Origin of the sequence: Geobacter metallireducens GS-15, from assembly GCF_000012925.1 — a bacterium.
GTDB classification, from domain to species: Bacteria; Desulfobacterota; Desulfuromonadia; order Geobacterales; family Geobacteraceae; genus Geobacter; species Geobacter metallireducens.
The window spans coordinates 1,080,010-1,093,188 of record NC_007517.1; the positions used below are offsets into that span (position 1 = coordinate 1,080,010).

Annotated in this window: 14 protein-coding genes; all 14 read left to right on the forward strand. The window is 59.3% G+C overall.

Annotated features, from left to right (window positions below; all coding sequences use genetic code 11):
* Window positions 1-18 precede the first annotated feature (18 nt).
* The 14 genes from pilM to accC all read left to right on the forward strand — a co-directional run bounded on the left by pilM (window position 19) and on the right by accC (window position 13,178).
* Window positions 19-1,074, forward strand: a complete 1,056-nt coding sequence (pilM, locus tag GMET_RS04860; RefSeq protein ID WP_011365752.1) for a type IV pilus biogenesis protein PilM — start codon at window positions 19-21, stop codon at window positions 1,072-1,074.
* On the forward strand, window positions 1,068-1,640 hold the full coding sequence (locus GMET_RS04865; RefSeq protein ID WP_004514367.1) for a PilN domain-containing protein: 573 nt from the start codon (window positions 1,068-1,070) through the stop codon (window positions 1,638-1,640). Before pilM ends, GMET_RS04865 begins: the two co-directional genes overlap by 7 nt.
* Window positions 1,641-1,660: 20 nt before the next feature.
* Entirely contained in the window at window positions 1,661-2,257 is a 597-nt protein-coding gene (locus GMET_RS04870) for a type 4a pilus biogenesis protein PilO (protein ID WP_004514368.1), read from the forward strand.
* Window positions 2,241-2,789, forward strand: a complete 549-nt coding sequence (locus GMET_RS04875; RefSeq protein WP_011365753.1) for a pilus assembly protein PilP — start codon at window positions 2,241-2,243, stop codon at window positions 2,787-2,789. The genes GMET_RS04870 and GMET_RS04875 overlap by 17 nt, the downstream gene beginning before the upstream one ends.
* A 22-nt stretch (window positions 2,790-2,811) precedes the next feature.
* Complete coding sequence (gene pilQ, locus GMET_RS04880) at window positions 2,812-5,424, forward strand: type IV pilus secretin family protein (protein WP_004514370.1); 2,613 nt, start codon at window positions 2,812-2,814, stop codon at window positions 5,422-5,424.
* A 75-nt stretch (window positions 5,425-5,499) separates the two neighbouring features.
* The gene (aroC, locus tag GMET_RS04885) at window positions 5,500-6,681 is read left to right on the forward strand and encodes a chorismate synthase (RefSeq protein WP_004514371.1); all 1,182 of its coding nucleotides are present in this window, start codon (window positions 5,500-5,502) and stop codon (window positions 6,679-6,681) included.
* Window positions 6,650-7,189 (forward strand): shikimate kinase, encoded by a 540-nt coding sequence (locus GMET_RS04890; RefSeq protein ID WP_004514372.1) that lies wholly within the window; start codon window positions 6,650-6,652, stop codon window positions 7,187-7,189. The genes aroC and GMET_RS04890 overlap by 32 nt, the downstream gene beginning before the upstream one ends.
* A 1-nt stretch (window position 7,190) precedes the next feature.
* A complete protein-coding gene (aroB, locus tag GMET_RS04895; protein ID WP_004514373.1) occupies window positions 7,191-8,273 on the forward strand; it encodes a 3-dehydroquinate synthase in 1,083 nt (360 codons plus the stop codon).
* 2 nt (window positions 8,274-8,275) lie between these two features.
* Window positions 8,276-9,268: a tetratricopeptide repeat protein gene (locus GMET_RS04900; protein ID WP_004514374.1), complete on the forward strand. Its 993-nt coding sequence runs from the start codon at window positions 8,276-8,278 to the stop codon at window positions 9,266-9,268.
* On the forward strand, window positions 9,247-9,609 hold the full coding sequence (locus GMET_RS04905; protein ID WP_004514375.1) for a roadblock/LC7 domain-containing protein: 363 nt from the start codon (window positions 9,247-9,249) through the stop codon (window positions 9,607-9,609). The genes GMET_RS04900 and GMET_RS04905 overlap by 22 nt, the downstream gene beginning before the upstream one ends.
* Before the next feature lie 46 nt (window positions 9,610-9,655).
* Window positions 9,656-10,108 (forward strand): type II 3-dehydroquinate dehydratase, encoded by a 453-nt coding sequence (aroQ, locus tag GMET_RS04910; protein WP_004514376.1) that lies wholly within the window; start codon window positions 9,656-9,658, stop codon window positions 10,106-10,108.
* 3 nt (window positions 10,109-10,111) lie between these two features.
* A complete protein-coding gene (locus tag GMET_RS04915) occupies window positions 10,112-11,185 on the forward strand; it encodes an aminopeptidase P family protein (protein ID WP_004514377.1) in 1,074 nt (357 codons plus the stop codon).
* A 96-nt stretch (window positions 11,186-11,281) separates the two neighbouring features.
* Window positions 11,282-11,761 (forward strand): acetyl-CoA carboxylase biotin carboxyl carrier protein, encoded by a 480-nt coding sequence (gene accB / locus GMET_RS04920; RefSeq protein ID WP_004514378.1) that lies wholly within the window; start codon window positions 11,282-11,284, stop codon window positions 11,759-11,761.
* A gap of 76 nt (window positions 11,762-11,837) precedes the next feature.
* Window positions 11,838-13,178: an acetyl-CoA carboxylase biotin carboxylase subunit gene (gene accC / locus GMET_RS04925; protein WP_004514379.1), complete on the forward strand. Its 1,341-nt coding sequence runs from the start codon at window positions 11,838-11,840 to the stop codon at window positions 13,176-13,178.
* The last annotated feature ends 1 nt before the right edge of the window (window position 13,179 follow it).

Consider the following 13,179-nt stretch of genomic DNA (forward strand, 5'->3'; position numbering starts at 1 on the left):
TGTGAACGGGAATCACCTATGTTTTTCTCCAAGAAAAAGGATCTCGTCGGCATCGACATAGGCTCCAGCTCCGTGAAGCTCGTGCAGCTCCGGGAGCAGAAGGGGGCTTGGCAGCTCCTGAATGTCGGCACGATGCCGCTGCCATCCGAGGCCATCGTCGACAATACCCTCATGGACAGCTCGGCCATCGTCGATGCGGTCAAGAACCTCGGCAAGAGCCTTTCCGTCAAGGTCAAGGAAGCTGCCTGCTCTATTTCGGGCAACACGGTGATCATACGCAAGATCAAGCTTCCCGCCATGCCTCCCGAAGAACTGGAGGATCAAATCCGGTGGGAGGCCGAGCAGTACATTCCCTTTGACATCAATGACGTCAATATCGATTTCCAGATTCTCGAGCCCGACGAGGACGATCCCACCCGCATGAATGTGCTCCTCGTGGCCAGCAAGAAGGAAATCATCAACGACTACGTGAATGTTTTCGCGGAGAGCGGGTTCAAACTCGTCATTGTCGACGTCGATTCCTTCGCGGTGCAGAACGCCTTTGAGCTCAACTATGAAAGCGGGCCGGAGGAGGTCGTGGCCCTCATCAATATCGGTGCCAGCATCCTCAACCTCAATATCGTCAGGGGGGGGATTTCGCTCTTCACCCGCGACGTCCAGATGGGGGGGAACCTCTTTACCGAAGAGATTCAGAAACAGTTCGCCTTGAGCAGCGACGAAGCGGAACGGGTCAAGCTGACCGGTGATCACCCCGACCAGGAGAAGTTGCGGAGCGTACTGGCGCGAATCAACGAAACCCTCTCCATCGAGGTGCGCCGCTCCCTGGATTTCTACAACACGACCGCCGGCGAGGGGAGGGTGAGCAAGGTCTACCTGAGCGGCGGCGCGGCTAAAACCGCCATGCTCGCCGATGCGATCCAGGACAAGCTCGGCGTGCCGGTGGAGATGCTCAATCCCTTCAGGAAGATTACCTGCAGCGAAAAGGAGTTCGATCCTGAGTATCTCCGGGAGATCGGGCCCCTCGTCACGGTTGCCCTGGGGCTGGCCGCAAGGAGGGTTGGGGACAAATGGTAAAAATCAACCTGCTCCCGGTCAGAACGTCGAAGAAGAAGGAGACCGCCAGGCAGCAACTGGCGATTCTCGGCGTCTCGGCGGCTCTCGTGCTCGTTGCCGGCCTTGGCCTCTATGTCTATGCCCAGGCAAAGATCAAAGCCACCAAGGAAGAGATTTCCAAGGCTGAAAACGACCTTCAGCAGCTCAAGGTCAAGATCGGCGAGCTGGAAAACATCAAGAAGCTGAAAGATGAGGTCACGAAGAAGCTCGATGTGCTCGCTCAGCTTCGCAAGGGGAAAACCGGCCCCGTCCGCAGACTCGCGACCCTGAGCGATGCTACGCCCGATAAGCTCTGGATCACCAAGTATGCCGAGAGCGGAGCTAGCGTCAGCATCGGTGGGGTTGCTCTCGACGAGGATCTCATCGCCACATTCATGCGCAACCTCCAAAGATCCGAAGATTTCACGAACGTGGAACTCGTCGTGTCCGAGCAAACGGAGGTCGGCGGCGTGAAGGCCAAGCGGTTCGAGCTCACCTGTGCCCTGAAGGCGGTCAAGAACCCAGAGCCGCCCGCGCCGAAGAAATAGCCACCGGTTAAGGACTCTCCATGGATCCGAGAATCGAAAAACTGCTGAAGCTTCCCAAGAAACAGAAGATTGCTCTTCTGGTCGCTATCCTGCTTTTTGAAGGTGCTGCCCTCTACTGGGGGCTCTTTCTGCCGCGGCAGACGGAGCTCAAGGAGCTTCGCGGCCGGCTGGAAGGGTTGCAGAACGAGGTGCGGGAAAAGGAGAGGATCGCCAACAACCTTCCCAAGCTGAAGCGCGAGTATCAGCAACTGCAGAAGGATCTCGACCTGGCCCTCACCGAACTGCCGAACCAGAAAGAGATACCCTCCCTACTGACCGGCATCACCAGTGTCGGCAAGAGCGCGGGTAACGACTTCCTTCTCTTTAGGCCGAAACCTGAAGTTTCCAAGGACTTCTATGCCGAAGTGCCGGTTGATATCTCCATTTCCGGCACCTTCCACAGCGTTGCCAATTTCTTCACCGCCGTGGGAAAGCTGCCGAGGATCGTCAATATCACCGATGTCTCCTTTGCAGACATTAAGCAGGCGGGAGGCAAGACCAGCGTCAAAGTGAACTGTCTCGCCACGACGTTCCGTTTCCTCGACAAGAAAGAGACCAAGGATGACAAGAAGAAATAGCACCAGCATGCTCCTCCTTGCCGCAGCGGCCTCACTGGTCCTGGCGTGCGGAGGGTGCAAAAAGGCCGAAGAGAGTCCCCCGCCGGCCCCCCCCGCGAAACCGGCCAACCCGGTCAAGCCTCCCGTGCAGGCTCAGGCCTCGTCAGCCCAATCCGTGGCAAGTGTTAATCCGTCACTGGATTTTTCCGGCCGCAAAGATCCCTTCAAGCCGTTCATTCAACCCAAGGCCGAGAAACCGGCCGCTGCCAGCGGCTCCATTCCCGCCGCCGGCGCACTTCCCATCCAGGGCTATCCGGTGGAGCAGTTCAAAGTCTCCGGCATCATTGCCGGATTCAAGGAAAACAAGGCTCTTATCGTCGACCCAGCCGGCAAGGGATACGTGGTCAAGGCAGGGATGAAAATGGGCAACAACAATGGCGTGATAATGAGAATCACCCCGTCATACCTTGAAGTTGCTGAACGCGTCAGGAACGACGTCACCGGCAAAATAAGCCGGCGGTTGGTGAAACTCGCCCTGCCAAAGAAAAACTAACAGGCTGCCAAGGAGACTCCCCATGAGAATCCAACTCACAATATCCCGCAACCTTGCCTTTCTGTCCCTGTTGGGCGCGTTGTGCGGCTGTGCCGCCACTAACGCCTCCGTTATGGGCGACAAGGAGACGAGCCAGTCCTCGGCTCCGGTGATCCGGGACATCCGCGTTACGGGGGAGGGAGACAATGCCCAGGTAAGCATCTCGGCTAACCGTCCCCTCGCGTACACTTTTTACATGGCGGCGAATCCTCCCAAGGCGGTCGTAGATCTTGCCCAGGTGCAACCGGGTGCCTTTTCCGCGCCCATGGAGATCAACGCCGGAAACATCAAGCGGATTGCCACCACCCGTGTGGGTGAGGGGGAAGCCGCCATGACCCGGGTAGAGGTCTTCCTTGCCCGGGATGCGGAGATGACGGCTGCCACGGATCCCGCCGACAAGGGAACAATGCGTCTGGCCTTTGTCCCCCCGCCGGTTCCTGCTTCTGCCGCACCGGCCAAAGCCGAGCCGCCGGCGCCTGCCGCTGCGCCGGAACCGGTAGCTCCGCAGCCCGCTAATACGCCTGTAGCTGCAGAACGTAAAATCGCCGATGCCATCACCGCCATTACTCCCCGTAAAGACTCCCTTGAAATCCGGACCACGGGCGAGGTGGCCGATTTCAAGACGTTCCGGCTCACGAAGCCCGACCGCCTCGTGCTCGATGTCTTCGGCGTCAAAGCGGCCCTGGCCCAAAAGGTTGTGCCGGTCAACAGCCTTGGGATCGAGACCGTCCGGGTAGGCGCCTATCCCGACAAGGTGCGTCTTGTCCTCGATGCTTCAGGTGACACCCTTCCCGCCTTCACGGTGGAGAAGACCGCCGCCGGCCTCGCCGTGGTTCCGTCATCATCCCCGGCTGCCGTCGCGGCGAAGTCTCGTGAGTCCGAGCAGACGACACCCGCCCTTGTGACGGGCGCGGCTCCCAAGGCGGAAGCCAAGCCCGTTGTGCATGCCGGGGCACCTGAAGTAGATTCGATAGAATTCAAAGTGGTGGATGCCATCTCCCGCATCGCCATTGAAACGACTGCCCCGTGCAACGCTGAAAAGCCAGTCAAGTCCGCCGAAGGTCTGACGCTTACTCTCAAGAACTGCATTCTGCCGCGGAAATGGCAGCGGCATCTCGACACGAGCGCTTTTGCCAGCGTTGTCCAGAAGGTGACCCCCTACCAGGTCAAGGTAAAGGGGCGTCACGACGTGAAAGTGCAGGTCGCGTTACGGAGGCAGACTTCCTATGAGTTGCGCAGGGAAGGGGGAGTCATTTACCTTGACCTGAAGAATCCGGTTGATATCACTGCGGCACCGGTCGCATCGGAGCCGGCCAAGCAGACCGAGTCTGAACGGTCCGCTCCTGTGGTCGTCAAATCACAGGCTGTTTCACCGACGGCAGCCGCGGACGGGAAAAAGGTCTACACGGGGCGCCGGGTCACCCTCGAATTCTCCGATGCCGATATCAGGAAGATCTTCCAACTTATTGCCGAAGTCAGCAATCTGAACTTCATCGTCGGTGACGATGTCACCGGCACCATCAGCCTAAAGCTGGTGAACGTTCCCTGGGACCAGGCCCTCGACGTAATTCTTGAGAACAAGGGGCTCGGGATGCAGCGGGACGGCAACATCGTTCAGATCCGTCCCAAATCCAAAATCATGACCCTTGCCGATGAAGAGCAGAAGGCCAAAAAGTCCCGCGAACAGGGGATGGAACTCAAGACCGAGGTCTTTGACGTCAACTATGCCGCAGTGGGCGATGTGGTCACCCAGTTCAACACCCTCAAGAGCGAGCGGGGGATGATTTCCCAGGATGCCCGCACCAACCGGGTCATCGTCAAGGATATCGCACCGGTGGTGGCGGAGATGAGGAATCTGCTGAAGAGTCTCGACATCCCCGAGAAACAGGTAATGATCGAGGCCAGAATCGTTGAGGCGAGTTCCACTGTCACTCAGGAACTCGGCATTCAATGGGGCATACACGCTCGTGATGCGAATACTATTGGCGTGACGAATGCTGACGTGGGGTTTGGTGGAATCCTCACCGGGCTTGCGCCAACTGCGGGTACATTCGGTCCTGGTGCTGCGGCCGGCATAACATTTGGGAAACTCATTTCCGGCGGGTCCCTTGACCTGAAACTGTCCGCATTGGCTTCGGGAGAGAGGATAAAGATAATTTCATCGCCCAAAGTCGTGACCCTTAACAACAAAGCAGCCAAAATATCCCAGGGACAATCTATTCCTTATTCGACTGTCTCTGCTGAAGGGACGAAAACAGAATTCGTTGAAGCGGCATTGACGCTGGAAGTGACGCCCCACATTGCTTCCGATGGAAGCATCAGTATGAAGATCAAGGCGACTAACAACTCTGCTGCGCCAGCACCGACAGGGGCTGTTCCGGCAATAAACAAGAAAGAGGCGACCACAGAGCTTTTGGTAAGGAATGGTGAAACCACAGTTATTGGCGGGATTTACGTGGATAATGATTCTCAGGCTGATCAGGGCGTCCCGTTCTTTAAAGATATCCCATTGCTTGGCTGGCTGTTCAAGTCAAGCAATACGCAAAAAATCAAGAACGAACTGCTAATTTTCATTACTCCTAAAATCGTTCTGTAATGAACAGGGTTCCATAAAGACAATTTTTACCATGCCAGGGGTATCCCCTGGCATTTCTTTACTAAAGAGGTGAGTATGCTCCGCTACCTGACCGCCGGCGAATCCCACGGCCCGCAACTGACGGCCATCATCGAGGGAATTCCCGCAGGCCTGAAAATTTCCGAAGAAACCATCAACGTGGATCTGGCCCGCCGGCAGGGGGGCTACGGCCGTGGGGGCCGGATGCTCATCGAGAAGGATCAGGTCCAGATCCTCTCCGGGGTCCGGTGGGGTGAGACCATCGGTTCCCCTGTGACCCTCTGCGTGGTGAACCGCGACTGGGTTAACTGGCAGGAGAAGATGTCGCCCCACGAGCGCCACCGGGATGATAAGATCCGCGTCACCCGTTCGCGTCCCGGCCATGCCGACCTTCCCGGAGCCATGAAGTATAACCACCGCGACGTCCGTAACATCCTGGAGCGTTCCAGCGCCCGGGAGACTGCCATGCGGGTGGCGGTGGGCTCCGTTGCCCGGGCATTTCTGGCCTCCTTTGGTGTCACGGTGAGCGGCTTCGTGGTGGAACTCGGGGGGATAAAGGCCGAGCGGCGTGGCCTCTCCTCCGACCGGCTCCGGGAACTGGCTGCCAAGTCCGAACTTGCCACCTACGACCCCGAGGCGGAAGCGCGGATGAAGGCTTTTATCGACTCGGTGAAGGATGCCGGCGACACGGCGGGCGGGGTCGTTGAGGTGGTTGTGACGGGAGCCCCGGTGGGACTCGGCAGCCACGTCCAGTGGGATCGCAAACTCGACGCCCGCCTCGCCATGGCGGTCATGAGCATCCAGGCCATCAAGGGGGTCGAGATCGGCCTCGGCTTCGAGACGGCCCGCCGCCCCGGCTCCCAGGTTCATGACGAGATCTACTTCGACTCCTCCCGCATCGCCCACGGTGAGGCCACGGGATTTTTCCGCAAGACCAACAATGCCGGAGGCATCGAGGGGGGGATCACCAACGGCGAGGAGATCGTCATCCGCGCGGCCATGAAGCCGATCCCGACCCTCTACAAACCCCTCAGTTCGGTGGATATGCTCACCAAGGAGCCCTTCGAGGCCACGGTAGAGCGCTCCGATGTCTGCGCCGTGCCCGCCGCCGCCGTGGTGGCCGAGTCGGTGGTGGCCATCGAGATTGCCAGCGCGTTCCTGGAGAAGTTCGGTGGCGACTCCCTTGCCGAGATACGGCGCAACTACGATGGCTACCTCGACTATCTCCGCTCCTTCTAGCGTGCGCAACGTCATTCTCACCGGCTTCATGGGGACGGGAAAAAGCAGCGTCGGCAGGCTTCTGGCCCATCGGCTCGGCTTCCGCTACTGCGACCTGGATGCGCTCATCGTCGAAGGGGAGGGAGTCTCCATTAACGAGATCTTTGCCCGACATGGGGAACCCCACTTTCGGGCTCTCGAAACCGAGGCGGTGCGATCCGTGTCCCGGGAAGAACGATGTGTCGTTTCCACCGGCGGCGGAGCGGTTATCTCTCCTGAAAACCGTTGTCTCTTGCGGAAGGCGGGAGTTGTGGTGAACCTGACCGCCACGGTGGAGGAAGTATGCAGGCGGCTGCGGGAGGAGACGGACCGCCCCCTTCTGAAGGACGATCGTTCGGGCGAGCGGATTGCGGCCATGATGGCGGAACGTGAACAGTTCTACGCGGATGCGGAGTTGAGGATTGACACTACCGGCAAAAGCGTGGAAGATGTGGTCGCTGAAATCACCGGGTACTTGGAAGGAAGGTAGCGTGGAAACGCTGACGGTAGGACTTGGCGACAGAAGCTACACGATTCGGGGAGGAAGCGGAATCCTCCCGGGGATCGGTGCGTTCTGCAGGGAGTTGGGGCTGGGGAGGATTGTCGCGGTTGTGACCAATACCACGGTGGGCCCCCTCTACTATGGCCCGGTGGCCGACTCTCTCGCCGCGGCGGGTTTTTCGCCCCTTCGGGTGGAGCTTCCCGATGGCGAGGAGTTCAAGACCAGTGCCACCATGAACATCATCTACGACGCCCTCATCGACGGCGGGCTCACCCGTGATTCATTCATCGTCGCCCTCGGCGGCGGCGTGGTTGGTGATATGGCGGGGTTTGCCGCTGCCACCTACCTGCGGGGCATCCCCTTCGTGCAGGTGCCAACCACGCTCCTTGCCCAGGTGGACAGCAGCGTCGGCGGCAAGACCGGCATCAACCATCCCCGGGGCAAGAATCTTATCGGCGCATTCTACCAGCCCCGTGCGGTTGTCATCGATGTGGAGACCCTCACGACGCTTCCCGAGCGGGAGTACTTGGCCGGGATGGCCGAGGTGGTGAAGTACGGAGTCGTTCTTGATCCTCAGCTTTTCGCCGAGGTGGAGCGGAATATCACGCCGATCCTTGCCCGTGACCGTGACGTCCTCACCAGGATCATTATGGCCTGCTGCGCCATAAAGGCGTCGGTGGTAGAGAAGGATGAGCGGGAATCGGGGCTGAGGGCGGTGCTTAACTACGGCCACACCCTTGGCCATGCGGTCGAAACCCTTGCGGGCTACGGAACCTTCCTCCACGGCGAAGCGGTTGCCATCGGCATGGTGCAGGCCGCCAAGCTGGCCGAACATCGGGGTGAGGCCACTGCCGACGATACCGGCCGGCTCCGTGCGCTTCTGGAGTCCTTGAAACTGCCGGTGGAGCTTCCAGTCTTCGCCGCAGAGGCCTATCGCGAAGTTCTCCTGCGGGACAAGAAAGCCCGGGATACGGGACTCAGTTTCGTACTCAACAACGGGATCGGCGGCTTCTCCATCGTCAGGCTTCGGGACCTCTCCGAGGTGATCGACGTCTGCGGGATCGGAGGGTGACCATGGCACCGGAGAACGAATCATTCCGAACAGAAATCAAACGCTACGAGGATATTCTTAACGGTGATCCTGCGTCGTACTGCTTTGCCCCTCTGGCGGAACTCTACCGTAAGGCGGGGCTCCTCGACGAGGCCATCGACACTGCCCGCAAGGGGATAGAACTCCATCCCGACTACGTCGGAGGGTATCTGGCCCTTGGGCGCGCCTGCTTCGACAAGGGAGAGCAGACGGAGAGCAGGGGCGCCCTGGAGCGGGTCGTTCGGGTAACTCCCGATAACCTCACGGCCCAGAAGCTCCTTAGCCGGATTTACCGTGACACCGGTGAGAATGCCCTTGCCCGCAAGGCGTTAGAGACAATCCTCGTCCTTAACCCCGGCGATCAGGAAAGCCAGGCTGCCCTTGACGGTCTTGCTCTGCGGGAGCGGAGCTTCGAGACGGACACGGACCTGTTTTCCGCTGCAGGGGAGGTTCCGGTTGACGCATCGGCGGGATTTGCTGATGAATTTCTTCTGGAAGATGCAGAGATTATCGAAGAGTTAACCGACGAAGTCATCGATGAGGATGTCGATGAGGTGAGCTTTGCCGGAGAGTTCACCGCGGAAGCGGGTTTCGGCGGTGAACCGCTGATGGTGGAGGAGCACGGGGCAATGGACGAACCCGGTTCCGATCCCCTCGCAACGGCCACCATAGCGGAGCTTTACATCAAACAGGGGTTCCTGAAGAAGGCCCTCAAGATCTACCGGGACCTTCTTGATGCCAACCCTGGCAACGACGACCTGCGGCAGCGGATCGTCGACCTTAAGCACTGTATCGATGAAGACGATGCCCGCGCCCGGGAAAATGCCTTCACCGCAGCCATGCCTTTTGGTGAAGAGCTTGCCGAAGCTGTTCATGATAAGGCCGATTCCGTGGGGCGGAACGACGCAGTTGCCGTCCTGGAGGGGTGGCTCGATACCATCGGGAGGATGAGACAGTGCCGTTCAGTGAAACACTGAAGAGTATTGTGGAGAGCGTCGGGGGTGGGCTCGGAGCTGTCATCATGGCAGACGACGGCATCGCCATCGACGAGTACTTGCTGGACGGTTCCGGCATGGACCTGAACCTGATGGCGGTGGAATATGCCTCCCTGCTCAAGGAGGTCAAGCGCATGGCTGACGTCCTCAAGACCGGCTCGCTGGAAGAAATGGCGGTGAATACCGGGCGGTCACAGGTCATCGTAAGGACTATCAACGATGAGCTGTTTATTGCCCTCATCCTCGGCCAGGACGGCAACTGCGGCAAGGGACGCTACCTGCTGCGCCGTGAAGTCTTCGGGCTGCGCGAGCGCCTTTCCTAGCATCCGCGTCCGATCCATCCCTCTTACCTTGTTCATGGAGGCATCGATGAACGTTCTTGTGGTTCACGGCCCGAACCTCAATCTCCTCGGCACCCGGGAACCGGGAATTTATGGCGTCCTTACCCTGGACCGGATTAATGAGGAGATTTCCGCGCTGGCGGAAGAACTCGGCTGCTCGGTCTCCTTCTTCCAGTCCAACAGTGAAGGGGCGATCATCGATGCCATACAGCAGGCCTGCGGCGCCTGTGACGGAATTCTCATCAACCCGGCAGCCTATACCCATACCAGTGTCGCCATCCGCGACGCCCTTGCCGCCGTGGCCCTTCCAGTCGTGGAAGTTCACCTGTCCAATATCCATCGCCGTGAGGAGTTCCGGCACCACAGTTTCATTGCCCCGGTGGCAGTCGGCCAGATCGCCGGGTTCGGTGCCGACAGTTATCTGCTCGGACTACGTGCGCTTTTTACTTATATTAAAAAAGAGATTGTCACCAAGGCGTGAAGCATGTTACAAAACAGGATTATTAAAGCCCGAGGATGCGCGGAAAAACAGGATGTTGACGCGATTCTCTTTTTTAATCTGAGTAACGTCCGATACCTTGCCGGTTTCACCGGGAGTGACGGTGTTTTGGTTGTCGGCCGTGATTCGTGCTGGTTTCTGACGGATTCCCGCTACACGACCCAGGCGGCCCGTGAGGTGACGGGGTGTTCCACGGTTGAGTACCGCGTGAAGCTCGACGGCATCGCGGAGCTTTGTGCCAGCCAGGGATTCAGGCGGGTTGGCTTCGAGGCCGAACACACGACGGTCGCCCTCCTTACGGCCCTCACCACAAAGGTTTCCGGCGTGGAGTTCGTTCCCCTCGGGGAGGAGCTTGCTCCACTCCGTATCGTGAAGGATGCGGAAGAGATCGATCTGCTGGCCGAGACTGCCCGCATCGCCTCCGAAGCCCTGTTGGCGTCCCTTGACGGACTAAAGCCAGGGGTGGTCGAGCGCGAGTATGCTCTGGATCTTGAGTTCGCCATGCGGCGGGCAGGGACCGATGACAAATCGTTCGATTTCATCGTCGCTTCGGGCGAACGGGGTGCGCTTCCCCATGGCAGGGCCAGTACCAAGGTTATCGGGGCCGGCGAACTCGTCACCATTGATTTTGGCGCCATCTTTAGAGGATACCACTCCGACGAGACGGTCACCGTCTGTGTCGGCGAGCCCGATGACCGGCAGCGGGAGATCTACGGCATTGTCAAGGAGGCCCATGATCGGGCTTTGGCTGCCGTGCGGCCGGGGGTGAGCTTCAAGGAGTTGGACGCCATTGCTCGCGGTTTTATCGAAGAGCGGGGATACGGGGCCTTTTTCGGCCACGGGCTTGGCCACGGGGTCGGGCTCGATGTTCATGAAAAGCCGGTCGTTTCCCCCCGCGGCGAAGGAGTGGCGGAAGAGGGAATGGTTTTCACCATTGAGCCGGGCATCTACATCCCCCAGTGGGGCGGGGTGAGGATCGAGGATGCGGTTGCGGTCACCGGCAACGGATACCGCCTCCTCACCAGGGTGCCCAAGGAACTCATCATCTTGAATCCGTGAGCCGGGAAGATGCCCCTCTTGGTTTACGGGGTTACTTTGTAATAACCGTCTGTTTGCCATCGAGGCCGGGCGGTATCTGCCAAAAGGAGAAAACGTATGGATATCAAGGATCTCAAGTCGCTGATAAAGATGGTAACGGAAACAGACATCACCGAATTCGAGCTGGAGGGGGCCGAGGAGAAAATCCGGATCAAGCGCGGGTGCACGGCTCCGATGGTCCAGTACCAGGCACCCCAGCCCATGGTCGCCATGCAGCCGGCCATGGTCCAGGCCGCTGCTCCGGCTGCATCGGCCGCCCCCGTGGAAGCTGCCGCGCCGGCAGCCGCCAAGGCCAAGGGGAATGAAATCACGTCCCCCATCGTCGGTACCTTCTACCGGGCCCCGGCGCCGGATGCCGCTCCCTATGTGGAAGTGGGACAGATTATCGAGAAGGGGCAGGTTCTCTGCATCGTCGAGGCCATGAAGCTCATGAACGAGATCGAGGCCGAGTATCGGTGCAAGATTGTCGAGATTTGCAAGGAAAACGCCCAGCCGGTCGAGTTCGGCGAGGCGCTGTTCATCGTCGAGCCGCTCTAACCCGAGACAACGGACGACACGTACGGGGACGGCAACAAGCAGTCGCCCTTTCAACCCATGAGCGGAGATTTCGTACATGTTCCATAAAGTTCTGATTGCAAACCGGGGGGAGATTGCCCTGCGGGTCATCCGGGCCTGCAAGGAGTTGGGGATCAAGACGGTGGCCGTCTATTCCGTCGCCGACAAGGATTCCCTTCACGTCAAGCTGGCCGACGAAAGCGTCTGCATCGGACCGGCGCCAAGCCTCCAGAGCTACCTCAATATCAACGCCATCATCAGCGCCGCCGAAGTGACCGACGCCGAAGCAATCCATCCCGGCTACGGTTTTCTCTCTGAAAATGCCGCCTTTGCCGAGATCTGCGAAAACTGCGGCATCACCTTCATCGGTCCCTCCTCCGAGAGTATGCGGATCATGGGGGACAAGATCAGTGCCCGTCAGGCGGTGATCAAGGAGGATGTGCCGATCCTCCCCGGCACCAAGGAGGGGGTAAACGACGTCAACGAGGCCATAAAGATTGCCAAGGGGATCGGCTTCCCGGTCATCATCAAGGCGACGGCCGGTGGTGGCGGACGGGGAATGAAGATCGTTCACTCTCCGGCAACCCTCCCCAACGCCTTTGCCACGGCACGGGCCGAGGCCCAGGCCGGCTTCGGCAACCCCGAGGTCTACATCGAGAAGTACTGCGAAGAGCCCCGCCACGTGGAGATTCAGATCATGGCCGACAAGCACGGCAACGTGATCCACCTGGGCGAGCGGGACTGCTCCATCCAGCGGCGCCACCAGAAGATCATCGAGGAGGCCCCGTGCCCGGTCATGACCCCGAACCTCCGCAAGGCCATGGGCGATGCAGCGGTCAGGGCCGCAAAGGCCGTTGGCTATGACAGTGTCGGTACGGTCGAATTCCTGGTGGACAAGAACCTCAACTTCTACTTCATGGAGATGAACACCCGGGTCCAGGTGGAGCATCCGGTCACCGAGATGATTACCGGCGTCGATATTGTCCGTGAGCAGATACGCTCCGCGGCGGGGCACAAACTCCGCTACAAGCAGGGCGATGTGAAGATCCAGGGGCACGCCATCGAGTGCCGCATCAACGCCGAGGACCCGGTGAAGTTCACTCCGTGCCCCGGCAAGATCACCGGCTATCACACCCCCGGCGGCCTTGGGGTGCGGGTCGATTCCTTTGTGTACGACCAGTATTCGGTGGTCCCCCACTATGATTCACTCATTTCCAAGCTCATCGTCCATGCCGAAACCCGCGAAGATGCCATCCGCCGCATGGCCCGGGCACTGGACGAGTACATCATCGAAGGGATCAAGACGACGATCCCGTTCCACAAGCGGATCATGGCCAACAAGGACTTCATGGAAGGGAACGTGGATACCGCCTTCCTTGAGAAGATCGTGCTGGAGTAAG

Excerpts from the sequence above, each read along its gene's own strand:
- pilM (WP_011365752.1), top strand. The coding sequence starts at position 19 with ATGTTTTTCTCCAAGAAAAAGGATCTCGTCGGCATCGACATAGGCTCC.
- GMET_RS04865 (WP_004514367.1), top strand. The coding sequence starts at position 1,068 with ATGGTAAAAATCAACCTGCTCCCGGTCAGAACGTCGAAGAAGAAGGAG.
- GMET_RS04870 (WP_004514368.1), top strand. The coding sequence starts at position 1,661 with ATGGATCCGAGAATCGAAAAACTGCTGAAGCTTCCCAAGAAACAGAAG.
- GMET_RS04875 (WP_011365753.1), top strand. The coding sequence starts at position 2,241 with ATGACAAGAAGAAATAGCACCAGCATGCTCCTCCTTGCCGCAGCGGCC.
- pilQ (WP_004514370.1), top strand. The coding sequence starts at position 2,812 with ATGAGAATCCAACTCACAATATCCCGCAACCTTGCCTTTCTGTCCCTG.
- aroC (WP_004514371.1), top strand. The coding sequence starts at position 5,500 with ATGCTCCGCTACCTGACCGCCGGCGAATCCCACGGCCCGCAACTGACG.
- GMET_RS04890 (WP_004514372.1), top strand. The coding sequence starts at position 6,650 with ATGGCTACCTCGACTATCTCCGCTCCTTCTAGCGTGCGCAACGTCATT.
- GMET_RS04900 (WP_004514374.1), top strand. The coding sequence starts at position 8,276 with ATGGCACCGGAGAACGAATCATTCCGAACAGAAATCAAACGCTACGAG.
- aroQ (WP_004514376.1), top strand. The coding sequence starts at position 9,656 with ATGAACGTTCTTGTGGTTCACGGCCCGAACCTCAATCTCCTCGGCACC.
- GMET_RS04915 (WP_004514377.1), top strand. The coding sequence starts at position 10,112 with ATGTTACAAAACAGGATTATTAAAGCCCGAGGATGCGCGGAAAAACAG.
- accB (WP_004514378.1), top strand. The coding sequence starts at position 11,282 with ATGGATATCAAGGATCTCAAGTCGCTGATAAAGATGGTAACGGAAACA.
- accC (WP_004514379.1), top strand. The coding sequence starts at position 11,838 with ATGTTCCATAAAGTTCTGATTGCAAACCGGGGGGAGATTGCCCTGCGG.